16 protein-coding genes and 1 other annotated feature are annotated in these 16983 nt (G+C 53.4%); of the genes, 11 read left to right on the top strand and 5 right to left on the bottom strand.

Translation table 11 applies throughout. The annotated features are described in order from the left end of the window. The first annotated feature begins 5 nt into the window (after positions 1-5). Positions 6-1343, top strand: coding sequence for an MFS transporter (locus tag GBC03_04305; GenBank protein ID QFS69489.1), 1338 nt, complete (start codon positions 6-8; stop codon positions 1341-1343). Here GBC03_04305 and GBC03_04300 read toward each other — a convergent pair. Further along, entirely contained in the window at positions 1340-2446 is a 1107-nt protein-coding gene (locus GBC03_04300; GenBank protein ID QFS69488.1) for an FAD-binding protein, read from the bottom strand. The genes GBC03_04305 and GBC03_04300 overlap by 4 nt on opposite strands. Before the next feature lie 99 nt (positions 2447-2545). Between GBC03_04300 and GBC03_04295 the strand changes: the two genes are divergently transcribed. Further along, positions 2546-3772, top strand: a complete 1227-nt coding sequence (locus tag GBC03_04295; GenBank protein QFS69487.1) for a DUF3748 domain-containing protein — start codon at positions 2546-2548, stop codon at positions 3770-3772. Here the strand turns inward: GBC03_04295 and GBC03_04290 are convergent, their stop codons facing one another. Then, positions 3773-4105 (bottom strand): YceK/YidQ family lipoprotein, encoded by a 333-nt coding sequence (locus GBC03_04290; GenBank protein QFS69486.1) that lies wholly within the window; start codon positions 4103-4105, stop codon positions 3773-3775. 241 nt (positions 4106-4346) lie between these two features. Continuing rightward, positions 4347-4421 (top strand) — a sequence feature (ROSE (Repression Of Heat Shock gene Expression) occurs in the 5'-region of heat shock genes and acts as an RNA thermometer to modulate expression.). Here GBC03_04290 and ibpA point away from each other — a divergent pair. The 3 genes from ibpA to GBC03_04275 all read left to right on the top strand — a co-directional run bounded on the left by ibpA (position 4415) and on the right by GBC03_04275 (position 7292). Further along, on the top strand, positions 4415-4828 hold the full coding sequence (ibpA, locus tag GBC03_04285; protein ID QFS69485.1) for a heat shock chaperone IbpA: 414 nt from the start codon (positions 4415-4417) through the stop codon (positions 4826-4828). Its footprint overlaps the feature before it by 7 nt. A 110-nt stretch (positions 4829-4938) precedes the next feature. Beyond that, positions 4939-5367, top strand: a complete 429-nt coding sequence (ibpB, locus tag GBC03_04280; GenBank protein QFS69484.1) for a heat shock chaperone IbpB — start codon at positions 4939-4941, stop codon at positions 5365-5367. Positions 5368-5630: 263 nt separating this feature from the next. Then, positions 5631-7292, top strand: coding sequence for a putative transporter (locus tag GBC03_04275; protein QFS69483.1), 1662 nt, complete (start codon positions 5631-5633; stop codon positions 7290-7292). A gap of 2 nt (positions 7293-7294) precedes the next feature. On the opposite strand, the gene GBC03_04270 is transcribed toward GBC03_04275, so the two are convergent. Next, entirely contained in the window at positions 7295-8011 is a 717-nt protein-coding gene (locus GBC03_04270) for a UTRA domain-containing protein (GenBank protein QFS73910.1), read from the bottom strand. A 222-nt stretch (positions 8012-8233) separates the two neighbouring features. On the opposite strand from GBC03_04270, the gene GBC03_04265 reads away from it, so the two are divergent. From GBC03_04265 to GBC03_04245, 5 genes are all read left to right on the top strand, one after another. Next, positions 8234-9856, top strand: a complete 1623-nt coding sequence (locus GBC03_04265) for a PTS alpha-glucoside transporter subunit IICB (protein ID QFS69482.1) — start codon at positions 8234-8236, stop codon at positions 9854-9856. After that, on the top strand, positions 9853-11175 hold the full coding sequence (locus GBC03_04260; protein QFS69481.1) for a 6-phospho-alpha-glucosidase: 1323 nt from the start codon (positions 9853-9855) through the stop codon (positions 11173-11175). Before GBC03_04265 ends, GBC03_04260 begins: the two co-directional genes overlap by 4 nt. 92 nt (positions 11176-11267) lie before the next feature. Continuing rightward, positions 11268-11615 carry a DUF202 domain-containing protein gene (locus GBC03_04255; protein QFS69480.1) on the top strand — a complete coding sequence of 116 codons (348 nt, stop codon included), beginning with the start codon at positions 11268-11270 and terminating at the stop codon, positions 11613-11615. Next, on the top strand, positions 11605-11967 hold the full coding sequence (locus GBC03_04250) for a DUF202 domain-containing protein (protein ID QFS69479.1): 363 nt from the start codon (positions 11605-11607) through the stop codon (positions 11965-11967). Before GBC03_04255 ends, GBC03_04250 begins: the two co-directional genes overlap by 11 nt. 14 nt (positions 11968-11981) lie before the next feature. After that, on the top strand, positions 11982-13085 hold the full coding sequence (locus GBC03_04245; GenBank protein QFS69478.1) for an anaerobic sulfatase maturase: 1104 nt from the start codon (positions 11982-11984) through the stop codon (positions 13083-13085). On the opposite strand, the gene dsdA is transcribed toward GBC03_04245, so the two are convergent. Both dsdA and dsdX read right to left on the bottom strand, forming a co-directional pair. Next, positions 13082-14404 (bottom strand): D-serine ammonia-lyase, encoded by a 1323-nt coding sequence (dsdA, locus tag GBC03_04240; GenBank protein QFS69477.1) that lies wholly within the window; start codon positions 14402-14404, stop codon positions 13082-13084. The two genes, GBC03_04245 and dsdA, sit on opposite strands and share 4 nt — an antisense overlap. Positions 14405-14421: 17 nt before the next feature. Further along, positions 14422-15759, bottom strand: a complete 1338-nt coding sequence (gene dsdX, locus GBC03_04235; GenBank protein QFS69476.1) for a D-serine transporter DsdX — start codon at positions 15757-15759, stop codon at positions 14422-14424. Between the two features lie 230 nt (positions 15760-15989). Between dsdX and dsdC the strand changes: the two genes are divergently transcribed. After that, positions 15990-16946, top strand: a complete 957-nt coding sequence (gene dsdC, locus GBC03_04230) for a DNA-binding transcriptional regulator DsdC (GenBank protein QFS69475.1) — start codon at positions 15990-15992, stop codon at positions 16944-16946. Positions 16947-16983 lie beyond the last annotated feature (37 nt).

Below are 16983 nucleotides of genomic sequence, written 5' to 3'. Positions count from 1 at the left end.
AGGGCATGGTGAGCGGCTTCGCTATGCCCAAAATCTGGAGACAGATTGCGATGGATATTCCAGTTACTGCTGCAAAAACAGGGCGTCGCCGTTACCTGACGCTGGTTATGATCTTTATTACCGTGGTCATCTGTTATGTCGACCGCGCCAACCTTGCGGTGGCGTCGGCGCATATTCAGGAAGAGTTTGGCATTACGAAAGCAGAAATGGGCTACGTGTTCTCAGCCTTTGCCTGGCTGTATACGCTATGCCAGATCCCGGGGGGCTGGTTCCTTGACCGCGTCGGCTCCCGTCTGACCTATTTTATCGCGATCTTCGGCTGGTCGGTGGCAACCCTCTTCCAGGGGTTCGCTACCGGGTTGATGTCGTTGATTGGTCTGCGTGCAATTACCGGGATATTCGAGGCCCCGGCATTTCCAACGAACAACCGCATGGTGACGAGCTGGTTCCCGGAACAGGAACGCGCTTCCGCCGTGGGTTTTTATACTTCAGGACAGTTTGTCGGCCTGGCGTTCCTGACACCGCTGCTGATCTGGATTCAGGAGATGCTGAGCTGGCACTGGGTGTTCATTGTCACCGGAGGGATCGGCATTATCTGGTCACTTGTCTGGTTTAAGGTGTATCAGCCGCCTCGTCTGACCAAAAGTATCACCAAAGCGGAACTGGACTATATTCGTGACGGCGGCGGCCTGGTGGATGGCGATGCGCCCGTTAAGAAAGAGGCGCGTCAGCCGCTGACCAAAGCAGACTGGAAGCTGGTGTTTCACCGTAAGCTGGTGGGCGTTTATCTGGGCCAGTTTGCCGTCACCTCTACGTTATGGTTCTTCCTGACGTGGTTCCCAAACTACCTGACGCAGGAAAAAGGCATTACCGCGCTGAAGGCGGGCTTTATGACCACCGTTCCGTTCCTGGCGGCATTCTTTGGCGTGCTGCTTTCCGGATGGCTGGCGGATAAATTGGTGAAAAAAGGCCTCTCCCTTGGCGTGGCGCGTAAAACGCCGATTATCTGCGGCCTGTTAATCTCTACCTGCATTATGGGCGCAAATTACACCAACGATCCGGTGTGGATTATGACCCTGATGGCGATAGCGTTCTTCGGCAACGGGTTTGCCTCCATCACCTGGTCGCTGGTCTCTTCGCTGGCGCCAATGCGCCTCATTGGTCTGACCGGAGGCGTGTTCAACTTTGTTGGCGGACTGGGGGGGATTACCGTTCCGCTGGTGATTGGCTACCTTGCGCAAGACTACGGATTTGGCCCTGCACTGGTCTATATCTCTGTCGTTGCTCTGATTGGCGCACTCTCTTACATCCTGTTGGTGGGGGATGTAAAACGCGTGGGTTAATACTCCTTTGCCAGCCCACCAGACGTTGCGGTGGGCTGGTCATCCTGACTGAGCGGGATATGCGCGATACCGCTTCGCATAATCGCGTTTCGCAATATGGGCGCAGTTAAACAGCGACTCTTCAGGATCTTGCCATATAGCTTGCAGCGCAGTTTGCGAGTGGCTTTCCGGTAAGCGCGGTTCATCTCCGGCGCATCTTTTATCAGTACGGACTTGAGGATCTCCGCGCTATCCAGGGCGTAGCTTATCCCTTCCAGTGAACTGGCGCTGATAAATCCGGCCGCCTCGCCAATCAGAAACGCGTTTTCTTCGCCGCAGACGAAATCCGCCCAGCGCGACGGAAAGAGCACGGTACATTTCTCGCTTTTTACCGGTGTGCCGAAGCGGAATTGAAACGCAGTCATTCTCTCTTTCAGCGCTTCGAAGCGCGCCTGGCCATCCTTCATGGGATACGCGCCGCCAAAAATGAAATAACCGTCTTTACTGATACTCCAGGAGTAACAGTCCGTCGCGGCGTTATCGAAAATGCAGGCGTAAAACGGGACCGGATGACGTTCCGCGAACCACTGCTGGATGGCGACATATTTACGAATCTGATGGTCCGGATAAAGATAACGACGTACCAGAGAATTTGCCCCGTCGGCACCCACCAGATAACGGGCGGTAATCTGCTGCTCCCAACCGTCGGCACGAAAAATCACGTGCCACTTCCCCTCTTCTCGCCAGATTTTTCGACACAGGCTGTCGTGGTACACCTGTACCTCATCCGGGATCAGTGATTTCATCCATAAATCAAAGGCATGACGGTTGATATTGATGTAGCTGCGCTGGTAATTGCGCGTCAACGATGCGTCGGCATCCACCGTTTTAACGCTGAAAATCTGCGGGTTAGCAATGACGTCCACCGGTAGCGTGATCCCATCGCGAATAAACGAACGCTGCGCGTCCGGTGCCAGTAAACCGCCGCAGGGCTTGGTGAACCCCTCGTTGCCGCACTGCCGTTTTTTATCCAGCGCAAGCACGCGCATCCTGCCGCTCAATTTACGTGCCAGCGCTGCGCCGGCCGGGCCGAGACCGATAATCGCTACGTCGAAATGTTCCATCTCTTTGTCCGCAAAAATGAAGATGGCACTACGCTAAAGCCTGAAAGTGAAGTCCTTGTGAAGTATGATTGATGAAATTGTTCTCGACCCGAGCATCTCATGAAGCAAATCACCTTTACGCCGCGTAATCATCAGCTTACCAATACCCGGACCTGGACGCCGGACAGCCACTGGCTGGTTTTTGACGTCCGTCCGTCAGGGGCTTCTTTCACCGGCGAAACCATTGAACGGGTGAATGTTCATACCGGTGAGCTGGAGGTGATTTATCGCGCGACGCTGGGGGCGCACGTCGGCGTGGTAACCGTGCATCCGCAGACCGAGAAATATGTATTTATTCATGGGCCTGAAAACCCGGACGCGACGTGGCAATACGACTTTCATCATCGTCGCGGCGTGATTGCCGAACAGGGAGAAGTGACAAATCTGGACGCGATGGATATCACTTCGCCCTACACGCCGGGTGCACTGCGCGGCGGCAGTCATGTTCACGTTTTCAGCCCGAATGGCGAGTTCGTCAGCTTTACCTACAACGACCATGTGATGCATGAACGCGATCTGGCGCTGGATTTACGTAACGTTGGCGTCGCAGTGCCTTATGGACCGGTAACGGTATCGGCGCAGCACCCAAGAGAGTACAGCGGCAGTCACTGGTGCGTGCTGGTCAGCCAGACGACGCCCGAACCCACGCCTGGCAGCGATGAGATCTCTCGCGCCTATGAAGAGGGCTGGGTGGGGAATCATGCGCTGGCGTTTATCGGCGACACGCTGTCTGAAAACGGCGAGAAAGTGCCTGAACTGTTTCTGGTAGAACTCCCGCAGGATGAGGCGGGCTGGAAAACGCCCGGAGTGACTCCCCTGGAAGGCACCGACGCAACCCTGCCCTCTCCGCCGCGCGGGGTTGTCCAGCGTCGACTGACGTTTACCCATGCACGCCGCTTCCCCGGGCTGACGACTGTCCCGCGCCACTGGGTGCGCTGTAATCCGCAGGCGACGGAGATTGCGTTTCTGATGCGCGATGACGTGGGTATTGTGCAACTGTGGTTGATTTCGACTCAGGGCGGTGAACCCCGCCAGTTGACCCATCACGCTACGGGTATTCAGTCCGCGTTCAACTGGCATCCGACAGGGAAATGGCTGGGATTTGTGCTGGATAATCGCATTGCCTGCTGCGATGCGCACACTGGAGACATTACGTTTTCAACGCAGAACCACGGTACCCCGCCCTCAGCGGATGCCGTGGTTTTCTCGCCTGATGGTCGATTTGTCGCGTGGATGGAAGAGGTAGACGGTTTCCGTCAGTTGTGGATGACAGAAACCGGGCGGTAATCAGGGGGCGGGCATTTTCGCAGGAGGGATTACGGAGTTGGTTATCTGTGTTCTCTCCTCGCTTCTTTCGACACGCGATCTGACCGAATTATCTTTACGGAACAGATCCCACGGCAACAGGAGTGTGTCCATTACTGCAGTAAAGGGCATGTCCAGTATGGCCAGCGATTTAGTACCCCAATTGGTATCGTCATCCCCTATCATAGCGGCGCTGGCGCGGGTGCCAGGATAAGTTCCCTCTTTACCACCGGTATGTGACATTACGCTGGAGCAACCACTCAGTAAAACCATCCCACTGCACATCATCAGCGTTAACAACACATTTCTTATCATGATTTATTCATCTGTTGATCATCGGTGTTTGCCTGATGAGTTATAGCGATCCCTTGCCAGAAATAACATCCTCATCACGTCGCACTGTGGCGGCTATCGCACTTTAACCTTTAGTGCTCTCCCACCCAGTCTATGCAATAGACAGCAAACTGCAAAAAAAGTCCGCCAGGGATGCTTGAAAAGTTCGCAATCAGACCCATTTTGATGGTGTAGACAAATGAAGAACACGCCTGATGGGTGTTCTGACTACCCGGCCTGTCCATGATGGAAGGTCAATGACATTCTCGCTGATTTCAGGAGCTATTGATTATGCGTAACTTTGATTTATCCCCGCTGTACCGTTCTGCTATTGGTTTCGACCGCCTGTTTAACCTGCTGGAAAACAACCAGAGCCAGAGTAATGGCGGCTACCCTCCGTATAACGTTGAGCTGGTAGACGAAAATCATTACCGCATTGCCATTGCCGTTGCCGGTTTCGCAGAAAGTGAGCTGGAAATTACCGCACAGGACAACCTGCTGGTGGTGAAAGGCGCGCATGCGGACGAGCAAAAAGAACGGACTTACCTTTACCAGGGCATCGCGGAACGCAACTTTGAGCGTAAGTTCCAGTTAGCTGAGAACATCCATGTTCGCGGCGCGAATCTGGTCAATGGTCTGCTGTACATCGATCTCGAGCGCGTAATTCCGGAAGCGAACAAACCGCGCCGTATCGAAATCAATTAATTCTGTCGGGCCGCGCTGCGCGGCCTGTTATCCCAGGCTTGCCGACAGGGAGCCGATGCGAATCTACGGATTTGCAGATATCACTCGCTTCTTAGAAGGAGATTATAATTATGCGTAACTACGATTTATCCCCACTGCTGCGTCAATGGATCGGTTTTGACAAACTGGCCAACGCGTTACAAAACACCGGTGAAAGCCAGAGCTTCCCACCCTATAACATTGAAAAAAGTGACGATAATCACTATCGCATTACGCTTGCGCTGGCTGGTTTCCGTCAGGAAGACCTGGATATTCAGTTGGAAGGCACCCGCCTGACCGTTAAGGGCACGCCGCAGCAGCCTGAAAAAGAGACCAAATGGTTGCATCAGGGACTGGTCACCCAGTCGTTCAGCCTGAGCTTTACCCTGGCTGAAAACATGGAGGTTTCCGGCGCGACATTTACCAACGGGTTGTTGCATATCGATTTAACCCGTAATGTCCCGGAAACCGTTGCACCGCAACGTATCGCTATCAGCGAACGCCCCGCATTAAATAGCTAATTTAGCTCCTTGCCTTTGCCCCGCCAGAAATGACGGGGCTTTTTTGTGCGCGAAGACAACATCGGATTCGGGTAGTGATGCCATTGCCTGAAGAAAGCATTCAGCAACTTCAGGTTTTGATGAGGAAAAAGGGGGGGGAACGCCCATCAGAAGGGCGCTTTAGCGTCGTTTCAGCATCAGAATGTGCGCCAGCCTGCATATATGCCTGAACGGTTCAGTCATAATCCACTTAAATAGAAATGTTATTCACAGGGAACAAAAAAATGAGTGATATAGCATTGACGGTCAGCGTTCTGGCGTTGGTGGCGGTTGTCGGATTATGGATCGGCAATATCAAGGTGCGGGGTGTCGGCTTTGGCATCGGCGGCGTGTTATTCGGCGGTATCATCGTCGGCCACTTCGTTGATCAGGCTGGGGTGACGCTGAGCGGTGATATGCTGCACTTCATCCAGGAATTTGGCCTGATTCTTTTTGTTTACACCATTGGGATTCAGGTTGGACCGGGGTTCTTTGCCTCGCTGCGGGTTTCTGGTCTGCGTCTCAACCTGTTTGCGATTCTGATCGTCATCATGGGTGGGCTGGTCACCGCAATCCTGCATAAAGTTTTCGCCATTCCGCTGCCGGTGGTGCTGGGGATTTTCTCCGGTGCGGTCACCAATACCCCGGCACTGGGTGCCGGACAACAAATCCTGCGCGATCTGGGCACACCAATGGAACTGGTTGACCAGATGGGGATGAGCTACGCGATGGCGTATCCATTTGGGATTTGCGGTATTTTGCTGACCATGTGGCTGATGCGAATGATATTTCGTGTGAATGTGGAAGCAGAAGCGCGGGAGCATGAATCGACGCTCACTAACGGGCATTCGTTGATTCAGACTATCAATATCCGCGTTGAGAACCCCAACCTGAACAATATGGCGATTCAGGATGTGCCTATCCTCAACAGCGATAAAATTATCTGTTCACGACTGAAGCGTGAAGAGACGCTGATGGTGCCGTCGCCGGGAACCGTGATCCAGATGGGCGACCTTTTGCACCTGGTGGGGCAACCGGGCGATCTGCACAACGCGCAACTGGTGATTGGTCAGGAGGTGGATACGTCACTGTCGACCCGGGGAACCGATTTGCGCGTCGAACGCGTCGTGGTCACCAACGAAAAAGTGCTCGGCAAACGTATCCGCGATTTGCACTTTAAAGAGCGTTACGACGTGGTGATTTCTCGACTGAACCGTGCGGGCGTTGAACTGGTAGCCAGTAGCGATGCCAGTCTGCAGTTTGGTGACATCCTCAATCTGGTGGGACGACCGACCTCGATTGATGCGGTTGCCAATGTTGTGGGTAACGCCCAGCAAAAACTGCAGCAGGTGCAGATGCTGCCAGTGTTTATCGGTATCGGTCTGGGGGTGTTGCTTGGATCCATTCCGCTCTTTGTTCCCGGCTTCCCGGTGGCGTTAAAGCTGGGCCTGGCGGGCGGGCCGCTGATTATGGCATTGATTCTGGGGCGTATTGGTAGCATTGGTAAGCTGTACTGGTTTATGCCGCCGAGCGCGAACCTGGCGTTACGTGAACTGGGAATTGTGCTGTTCCTTGCCGTGGTGGGACTGAAATCGGGTGGTGACTTTATCGATACGCTGACCCGGGGGGATGGTCTGAGCTGGGTGGGCTACGGTATTTTTATTACTGCTATACCGCTTATCACCGTAGGTTTACTGGCTCGTATTTTCGCCAAAATGAATTACCTGACGCTGTGCGGGATGTTGGCCGGTTCGATGACCGATCCGCCGGCGCTGGCATTTGCTAATAACCTGCATGCCACCAGCGGCGCGGCGGCGCTGTCGTATGCGACGGTGTATCCGTTGGTGATGTTCCTGCGCATTATCACCCCGCAGTTGCTGGCGGTGATTTTCTGGGGAATGGGCTAATCTCAGGCTGAGTCCGGGTGGACGCGCCGTAAATGGTAGTCCACCTGATACTCGCTGGCGTTTCTGAACATCACCGAATAATTCAAAAACTCTCCGCTATCGCTGTATGACAGTGACGTAATCCGTAACAGCGGTGTCTGCTCCGGCACATTCATTTGGGTTGAAAGCTGTTTATCCGCAAGTACAGGTGACAGACTTTCATAATTACCGCTGATCGTGATCCCACACTCTTTCTCAATGTAATCGAATTTTGATCCCTCAAGATGGGCAAGCGAAAGATTGCGAAAGAGTTTTACCGGCATATAACTGTCTTCCAGCATTAAGGGCTTACCCTCAACATAGCGTACGCGGCGTGAAAAATAGATGCGTTCGTTTATCTGAATGCGTAGCTGGCTGGCAATCGCCGGTGGCGCAGGCATGACTTCGAAAACCAGCACCTGACTGGTCACCTCTTTCCCCTGTCGCTTCAGTACTTCCGCCAGCCCGGTCAGGTTGGAGGTTTCATGATGGACATCTTTGCGCGCCACGTAGGTTCCGCTACCGTGACGGCGCACGACTAAACCCCACTCCACCAGCACGTCAATCGCTTTACGGATCGTCATTCGCGAGACCGCAAACTCGACGGCGAGCTTTTTTTCACCCGGCAACGGACTTCCGATGTTGTAATCAGAAGAATTTAAGCGAATTCGTAGTCGTTCTGCTATCGATTTATAGATCACCACCAGACCTCTTTTTCCCTTTAAACACCGTAGTCAAAACGTTCAGATGTCTAATTTTTATTTAAAAAGTAGACCTCATTGATGAAATTAAAACCATGAAAGCGATCACGAATCGTCGCGGCATGTCATGTCCTGAGGATCGCAACTTTCTATTCTCGTGTCAGGCCAGCAATCACTACAAAAAAGGCCTCTCCCTACTGGCTGTTATATGAGGATGTGAAAATGCTCAGTCAAATACAACGTTTTGGTGGCGCGATGTTCACCCCGGTACTGCTCTTTCCTTTTGCCGGTATTGTGGTGGGTATTGCAATCATGCTCCGTAACCCACTTTTTGTGGGGGAAGCGCTCACCGATCCCAACAGTCTTTTTGCACAAATCGTCACCATTATTGAAGAAGGCGGATGGGCGGTGTTCCGCAATATGCCGTTGATTTTCGCCGTCGGTTTGCCTATTGGTCTGGCAAAACAGGCCCAGGGACGTGCCTGCCTCGCAGTACTGGTCAGCTTCCTGACATGGAATTACTTTATCAATGCGATGGGGATGACCTGGGGCCATTTTTTTGGTGTCGATTTTAGTGTAGACCCGACAGCGGGTAGCGGTTTGACCATGATGGCCGGGATTAAAACGCTTGATACCAGCATTATTGGCGCCATTGCCATTTCAGGTATTGTCACCGCGCTCCATAACCGTTTTTTTGATAAACCACTGCCTGTATTTCTGGGGATTTTCCAGGGAACCTCATTTGTCGTCATCATTGCTTTTCTGGTGATGATTCCCTGCGCCTGGCTAACTCTACTGGGGTGGCCAAAAGTACAAATGGGCATCGAATCACTGCAGGCGTTTTTACGTTCTGCCGGAGCCCTTGGTGTATGGGTCTATATTTTCCTCGAACGCATCCTTATCCCAACTGGTTTACACCACTTTGTCTATGGTCCGTTCATTTTTGGTCCGGCAGTGGTGGAAAGTGGCATTCAGGTCTACTGGGCTCAGCATTTGCAGGAATTCAGTCAGAGTACTGAACCGCTGAAAACCCTGTTCCCGGAAGGTGGCTTTGCGCTACACGGTAATTCTAAAGTCTTTGGTTCAGTAGGGATTGCGCTGGCGCTCTACTTTACCGCCACCCCAGAAAACCGTGTAAAAGTGGCCGGTTTACTTATCCCTGCGACGCTAACAGCCATGCTGGTGGGGATTACCGAACCACTGGAATTTACCTTCCTGTTTATCTCGCCGTTACTTTTTGCCGTGCACGCGGTGCTGGCAGCCTCGATGGCGACAGTCATGTACATGTGCGGCGTGGTGGGCAACTTTGGTGGTGGTCTGTTGGATCAGTTCCTGCCACAGAACTGGATACCGATGTTCCATAACCATGCGTCAATGATGTTTATCCAGATTGCCGTTGGCATCTGTTTTACGGCCCTCTACTTCGTCATCTTTCGTGCGCTGATCCTGCGTTTCAACCTGAAAACACCGGGTCGTGAAGAGAGCGAGATCAAACTCTACAGCAAAGCGGATTACCAGGCCGCGCGCGGTAAAACCAGCGCCGCGGCCGCTTCTGATAACCCATTGGGTCAGGCTGCCGGTTTGCTACAGGCGCTCGGTGGCGCAGCCAACATTGAAAGTATTAACAACTGTGCCACCCGGTTACGTATCGCACTGATTGACATGGCAAAAACTCAAAGTGATGACGTCTTCAAAGCGCTCGGCGCACACGGTGTTGTGCGTCGCGGTAACGGTATTCAGGTGATTGTCGGCCTGCATGTTCCTCAGGTTCGTGACCAGCTCGAAACGCTAATGAAATCTTCTTTATCAAACGAACATATCCCCATGACGGAGGCAGTATCATGAAAAAATTCTCGGTGGTAATCGCGGGCGGCGGGAGTACGTTTACGCCAGGTATCGTACTGATGTTGCTGGCAAATCAGGACAGGTTTCCCCTGCGTTCGCTGAAATTCTATGACAATGACGGGGTGCGTCAGGAGGTCATTGCCGAGGCGTGCAAAATCATTCTCAAAGAGCAGGCACCGGAGATTGCGTTTAGTTACACCACCGATCCCGAAGCCGCCTTTACCGATGTGGATTTCGTGATGGCGCACATTCGCGTAGGGAAATACCCGATGCGCGAAAAAGACGAAAAAATCCCGTTGCGTCATGGCGTATTGGGTCAGGAAACGTGTGGGCCTGGAGGGATCGCCTATGGCATGCGTTCAATCGGCGGCGTGCTGGAACTGGTGGACTATATGGAAAAATACTCGCCCAATGCCTGGATGCTGAACTACTCCAACCCGGCAGCGATTGTGGCGGAAGCGACCCGTCGCTTGCGACCGAATGCCAAAATTCTCAATATCTGCGATATGCCGATCGGGATTGAAGGGCGCATGGCGCAGATTGTTGGGCTTAAAGATCGTAAACAGATGCGTGTTCGTTACTATGGTCTGAACCATTTTGGCTGGTGGACGTCGATTGAAGATCTGTACGGAAACGATCTGATGCCAAAATTACGTGAATATGTGGCGAAAAATGGCTATGTGCCGCCTTCTGACGATGTACATACCGAAGCAAGCTGGAATGACACGTTTGCCAAAGCCAAAGATGTGCAGGCGCTCGATCCGCAAACGATGCCGAACACGTACCTGAAATATTATCTCTTCCCGGACTATGTGGTGGCGCATTCCAACCCGGAACGCACCCGCGCCAACGAAGTGATGGATCACCGTGAGAAGCATGTCTTCAGCGCCTGTCGGGCGATTATCAATGCCGGTGACTCTTCAGCGGGTGAGTTGGAGATTGATGAACATGCTTCCTACATTGTCGATCTGGCGGCAGCTATCGCTTTTAATACTCAGGAGCGGATGCTACTGATTGTGCCGAACAATGGGGCAATTCATAACTTTGATGAGACGGCAATGGTAGAAATTCCATGCCTGGTGGGACATAACGGCCCGGAACCGTTAACCGTAGGCGATATTCCGCACTTCCAGAAAGGGCTTATGAGTCAGCAGGTGGCGGTTGAAAAACTGGTGGTGGATGCCTGGGAACAACGTTCTTACCAGAAGCTTTGGCAGGCGATCACCTTATCTAAAACGGTACCCAGCGCGTCTGTGGCGAAAGTCATTCTCGATGATTTAATTGAGGCAAATAAAGGCTACTGGCCGGAATTACATTAAACCTCCTGACCGGCATCGGACGATGCCGGTCTCCTCGTTCTTTTCGATTTAGGCTATTCTGGAACCTGCCTGCAGCCCGACAAGGAATATTCATGAAACTTTCTCGCCTCGGAGAATCACCGGATTACCGTTTCTCGCTGGCAAACGAGCGTACCTATCTGGCGTGGATTCGTACTGCGCTGGGTTTTCTGGCCGCAGGCGTCGGGCTTGACCAACTGGCACCGGACTTCGCCACGCCGGTGATCCGCGAACTGTTGGCGCTGCTGCTTTGTCTGTTCGCTGGCGGCCTGGCGATTTACGGTTATCTGCGCTGGTTACGCAATGAAAAGGCGATGCGGCTGAAGGAAGATTTACCTTATACCCGCAGTCTGCTGGTTATCAGTCTAATTTTGACAATGGTGGCGATCGTCGTGATGGCGCTGGTGCTGTATGCCGGATAGCCGTAAGGCCCGTCGCATGACCGATCCGGGGCTGCAACCGGAGCGCACATCGCTGGCATGGTTGCGCACACTGCTGGGCTATGGCGCGCTGATGGCGCTGGCGGTGAAACATCACTGGCATCAGGCGGGATTCCTGTTCTGGGTCTCGATTGTGGTACTGGCCATCGTGGGCCTCATTCTCTGGCGCTATACCCGCAAGCGTAATCTGATGGATGTCTCGCTTCTTGATTTTTCCCAATCTCGCGCGGTTCGTGACAAATTTATGATCTCCCTCGCGGTGTTATCTCTCGCAATACTGTTTGCTGTAACGCACGTTCGCCAACTTATCCTCTCTATCGGAAATTTTGCATGACAGGATGTCAGGTCATGGCCAAACCGGCCAGTTCACGTTGTAACCTGGATTGTCGTTACTGCTTCTACATTGATAAACCCGTCCACCCGGTTATGGATGACGCAACGTTATCGACGTTTATTCAGCAGCATATTGCCGCACAGCCCGGGCAGGATGTCCTGTTTTCCTGGCAAGGTGGGGAGCCGACGCTCTGCGGTCTGGATTTTTTTCATCGCGTGGTGGAATTGCAAAAGCAGTTCGGCGCGGGAAAACAGATCCAGAACGCTTTTCAGACCAACGGTATTTTGCTCAATGACGCATGGTGCCGCTTTTTGCGCGACAACAACTGGCTGGTGGGACTCTCACTGGACGGCCCCGCCGATTTACATGATGCCTTTCGGGTCAGCCGTCGCGGAAATCCAACCCATCACAACGTTGTCAATACGCTGCAAAAACTGGTCGAATACCGTGTGGAGTTCAACCTGTTGGTGGTGGTGAATCGCCTCAACAGCGGTCAGCCGGAGCGGATGTACCACTATCTTCGCCAGCTTGAGACACCTTTTTTGCAGTTTATTCCGCTCGTTGAGTTGGATGAGCATGGCAGGCTGACGGCGGAATCGGTCGAGCCGCAGGCGTGGGGTCAATTTCTTAACGCGGTGTTCGATATCTGGGTGCGGGAAGATATAGGTCACGTGTACATCCAGCTCTTTGATTCGATGCTGGGCGTATGGTGCGGCTATCCGTCGCAGATGTGTACGTTAAGTCAGGACTGCGGTCACGCCTTTGCGCTGGAGGCCAATGGTGATTTGTATCAATGCGATCATTATGTCTATCCGCAATACCGGTTGGGTAACATTCATCACACCTCGCTAAAAACGCTCAATGCCAGTTCGCAGGCGAAAGCTTTTGGGGAGTTAAAAAGGTCCACGTTAAGCGCAGCGTGTCAGGCCTGCTCGCTGCTGCGCTTTTGTCATGGCGACTGTCCAAAACATCGGGATGAGAGTGGGAAAAGCGTGCTGTGCGCAGGATACCGTGCATTTATCGATTATACCGCGCCGCACATGCGCGTGATGCGCGATCTGATCAGGCAGCATCGCTCACCGACAGAGCTGATGGCGATGCTGCGCACAGGACGTTAGTGCCCTTTCGCCAGGTATTGCGCCATTTCTGCTTCTGGCACCATGCCGCCGCCCGTTGCCCAGACCAGGTGCGTGGCATTATTGAGTTGCTCAGCGCTGATGCCCTGCATCTGCTGATAGTCAGCGGATGCGCAGACGCGCTGAGGCCCGGCCATTCCCGCCAGGGCTGACGGTTCCAGACGAATGTTCTCCTCCTGCGCCAGCCAGCCCAGCATGTCGTACATAGACCGATCGCTTAAGGTATACAACCCGTCGAGCAGACGTTCCATCGCTCTGCCGACAAAACCTGATGCACGTCCGACCGCCAGACCATCTGCTGCCGTCAGGTTATCAATACCGATTTCCTGTACGGCGATGCCATCATGCAAGCCGGTATACACGCCCAGCAGCATGCACGGAGAATGGGTCGGTTCAGCGAAGAAGCAGTGCACGTTATCGCCAAATGCCAGTTTCAGACCAAACGCTACCCCGCCGGGGCCACCGCCCACTCCGCACGGCAGATAAACAAACAGCGGGTGATTGGCATCCACCACGCGGCCTTGCTGTTCGAATTGCGCTTTCAGACGCTGCCCGGCAACCGCATAACCTAAAAACAGCGTGCGGGAGTTTTCATCGTCGATAAAGAAGCAGTTCGGATCGGACTGTGCAGCCTTGCGGCCTTGCTCAACCGCCACGCCATAATCTTCTTCGTACTCAACAACCGTAACGCCGTGGCTGCGCAGTTTGGCTTTTTTCCACGCACGGGCATCAGCAGACATATGCACCGTGACGTTAAAGCCAATGCGGGCGCTCATAATACCGATAGACAGCCCCAGGTTGCCGGTTGAACCCACAGCGATACTATACTGGCTAAAAAAGGCTTTGAATTCCGGAGAAAGCAGAACGCTGTAGTCCTCTTCGGGGGTCAGCATACCGGCTTCCCGCGCCAGTTTTTCGGCGTGCGTCAGGACTTCATAAATGCCGCCGCGCGCTTTAATCGAGCCGGAAATCGGCAAATGGCAGTCTTTTTTCAGCAGGATTTCCCCGCTGATTTTCTGTCCGTACTGTTTTTCCAGACGTTGTTGCATGGCCGGAATGGCGACGACCTCAGATTCAATGATCCCCCCGGTTGCTGCGGTTTCCGGGAAGGCTTTGGCCAGATACGGTGCGAAGCGCGCCAGACGGGCGTGGGCATCCTTAACGTCTTGTTCCGTCAGCCCCACATAAGGTAAACCTTCCGCCAGAGAGGTGGTTCCCGGGTTGAACCAGGTCGTTTCTCGCAGAGCCACCAGATCCTCCACCAAAGGGTACTGGGCGATAAGTTTTTGTATGTTTTCCATAGGACGTCTCTTTGCGCTTAGATGATAAAGGAAAGCAGGAATGTGCAAGCCAGTGCAATAACCGAGGCGATAAATGTCGCGGTCGTATAGTATTTGAACGTCTCATTCAGGGTGGCGCCGCAGTACTGCTTAACCAGCCAGAAGAGGGAGTCGGTAACGATCGTGCAGCCAATGGCACCAGAACCAATGGCAATGGCGATGATCTCCGGACTGACGTTGGGATACATCGGCAGCATCGGCGCGACAATCGCCGTGGCGCCCATCATCGCCACCGTGGCAGAACCGACCGCCGCGTGCAGAATCAGCGCGACCAGCCAGGCCAGCAGAATCGGGTGCATGTCCATGTTGGAGAGGATCACCGCCAGCGTGTCTGCCAGACCGCTGCTCTTGAGGATGGCGTTGAACGCGCCGCCCGCCCCGATAATCAACAGAATATTGGCGATGGAACCAAAACCGTTTTCGGTATGGGTGAGCAGTGCGCTCATGCCAATATGCTGGCGCAGACCGAGAATGTAATACGCCACAAAGACGGCGATAAACATGGCAGTGATCGGGTTGCCGATAAATTCCAGCAGGGTGTACAGCGTGCTGCCTTTGGTCATGTTCAGTTCAGCCACGGTTTTCACCAGCATCAAACCAATCGGCAGCAGGACGGTAAACAGCGTTGCACCCAGCGATGGCAGTGTACTCTCCTCGCGTACTTTGAGGTCTGCAAACTCAGCGGGAACCGGTTTGAACGGCAGGCGATTACCGAGAAATTTCAGGAACAGCGGGCCGCCTATCAGTGAGGCCATCAGGCCAACCAGCAGGCCGTAGACGATCACCGAACCAATATCCGCACCCAGTTTATTGGCAACAAACAGCGCGGCCGGGTGCGGCGGCACGACGCAGTGAACGGCCATTAGCGCGGTACACAGTGGGATAGCCAGTTTCAGCAGTGAGGTGTTGGTTTTTTTCGCGATGGAGAACGCCAGGGGAATCAACAGCACCACGCCAACTTCAACGAACAGCGTAATCCCGCAAATCAACCCCACCAGCACCATAATGACGTCAGCGGAGAGCCAGCGGCAGCGCTGTAGCGTTAAGCCGATGCGTTCCGCCGCGCCGGAAACCTCCATCATTTTACCGAGAATGGTACCCAGACCGATGACCGCGGCGAGGAAGCCGAGCGTACCGCCGATCCCGCTTTCGATGGCATTGACCATGTCCAGCGGGCCCATGCCCATCATGGTCCCGACAAAGAAACTGGCGAGCAGCAGTGCCAGGAACGGGTGGAATTTGAATTTCACGATGGTCAGTACAATTAACACAATGCTAATTAGCAGCGTGCTCACAACCCAGATTTGAGAGTGCATATCTCACCTTGCCCTGTGATTTACCTGCCCCTATTGGACAAAAATTCGGCGTGGGCTGACAAACGATATAAATCCTCGTTCACATGAATCAGATTGAATCAAAGAGGTGATTTGCATCGAATATTCGCTCAATTTTGCGATATGGTTCACTCTCATTCATCTTTGTGCTGATTTTTTCTGCGGTTTTTTTTACACTTCGCCGGACTGAAGCTGAAGTCACCGAGGTACTCATGGAACCCCTTCGCGAAGTCAGAAACCACCTCCTGAACGGCTGGCAATTATCCAAACTGTACACATTTGAAGTAGCGGCCCGGCATCAGTCGTTTGCGATGGCCGCAGACGAGTTATCGCTGAGCCCCAGTGCCATCAGCCACCGCATTAACCAACTGGAAGAGGAGTTGGGGATCCAGCTTTTCGTGCGCTCGCACCGCAAAGTGGAACTCACCCATGAAGGTAAGCGGGTGTTCTGGGCGCTGAAATCGTCGCTGGATACGCTGAACCAGGAGATCCTCGATATCAAAAATCAGGAGCTTTCCGGGACGCTGACCGTCTATTCTCGCCCGTCTATCGCGCAGTGCTGGCTGGTGCCTGCGCTGGGTGACTTTACCCGCCGCTATCCGTCGATTTCGCTCACCATATTAACGGGTAACGACAATGTGAACCTGCAGCGCGCCGGGGTCGATCTGGCGCTCTACTTTGACGATGCGCCTTCGGCCCAACTGGAGCATCACTTCTTAATGGACGAGGCGATTCTTCCCGTCTGTAGTCCGGATTATGCTCAACGCTTTGATTTAATGGGGTCTCTGGTGAATCTGCCACATTGTACGCTGTTGCACGATCGTCAGGCCTGGAGCAATGATTCAGGGACCGACGAGTGGCATAGCTGGGCGCAACATTTTGCAGTGAATCTGCCGACATCGTCGGGAATTGGCTTTGATCGTTCAGATTTAGCGGTGATTGCTGCCATGAACCATATCGGCGTGGCAATGGGACGCAGACGGCTGGTACAAAAGCGACTGGAGAGCGGTGAGCTGGTTGCGCCTTTTGGTGAGATGGCGCTGACCTGTCACCAGCATTACTACATGACGACGTTACCCGGCAGGCAATGGCCGAAAATTGAGGCCTTTATCAACTGGCTGCATGAGCAGGCGAAGTCGTTTTCCAGAAGCGAAACTGCTACACGGTAAATAAAAAAGCGTGCTAAATACGTGATATTGCGCCTGC

The sequence above is a fragment of the Citrobacter telavivensis genome (assembly GCA_009363175.1).
Lineage (GTDB): Bacteria > Pseudomonadota > Gammaproteobacteria > Enterobacterales > Enterobacteriaceae > Citrobacter_A > Citrobacter_A telavivensis.
The sequence above is the reverse complement of the archived record's forward strand: the minus strand, read 5'-3'. Positions and strand labels throughout refer to the sequence as shown.

Bases quoted from the DNA above. Each gene is read 5' to 3' on its own strand.
- GBC03_04305 (QFS69489.1), top strand. From the start codon at position 6: ATGGTGAGCGGCTTCGCTATGCCCAAAATCTGGAGACAGATTGCGATG.
- GBC03_04300 (QFS69488.1), bottom strand. From the start codon at position 2,446: ATGGAACATTTCGACGTAGCGATTATCGGTCTCGGCCCGGCCGGCGCA.
- GBC03_04295 (QFS69487.1), top strand. From the start codon at position 2,546: ATGAAGCAAATCACCTTTACGCCGCGTAATCATCAGCTTACCAATACC.
- GBC03_04290 (QFS69486.1), bottom strand. From the start codon at position 4,105: ATGATAAGAAATGTGTTGTTAACGCTGATGATGTGCAGTGGGATGGTT.
- ibpA (QFS69485.1), top strand. From the start codon at position 4,415: ATGCGTAACTTTGATTTATCCCCGCTGTACCGTTCTGCTATTGGTTTC.
- ibpB (QFS69484.1), top strand. From the start codon at position 4,939: ATGCGTAACTACGATTTATCCCCACTGCTGCGTCAATGGATCGGTTTT.
- GBC03_04275 (QFS69483.1), top strand. From the start codon at position 5,631: ATGAGTGATATAGCATTGACGGTCAGCGTTCTGGCGTTGGTGGCGGTT.
- GBC03_04265 (QFS69482.1), top strand. From the start codon at position 8,234: ATGCTCAGTCAAATACAACGTTTTGGTGGCGCGATGTTCACCCCGGTA.
- GBC03_04260 (QFS69481.1), top strand. From the start codon at position 9,853: ATGAAAAAATTCTCGGTGGTAATCGCGGGCGGCGGGAGTACGTTTACG.
- GBC03_04255 (QFS69480.1), top strand. From the start codon at position 11,268: ATGAAACTTTCTCGCCTCGGAGAATCACCGGATTACCGTTTCTCGCTG.
- GBC03_04250 (QFS69479.1), top strand. From the start codon at position 11,605: ATGCCGGATAGCCGTAAGGCCCGTCGCATGACCGATCCGGGGCTGCAA.
- GBC03_04245 (QFS69478.1), top strand. From the start codon at position 11,982: ATGGCCAAACCGGCCAGTTCACGTTGTAACCTGGATTGTCGTTACTGC.
- dsdA (QFS69477.1), bottom strand. From the start codon at position 14,404: ATGGAAAACATACAAAAACTTATCGCCCAGTACCCTTTGGTGGAGGAT.
- dsdX (QFS69476.1), bottom strand. From the start codon at position 15,759: ATGCACTCTCAAATCTGGGTTGTGAGCACGCTGCTAATTAGCATTGTG.
- dsdC (QFS69475.1), top strand. From the start codon at position 15,990: ATGGAACCCCTTCGCGAAGTCAGAAACCACCTCCTGAACGGCTGGCAA.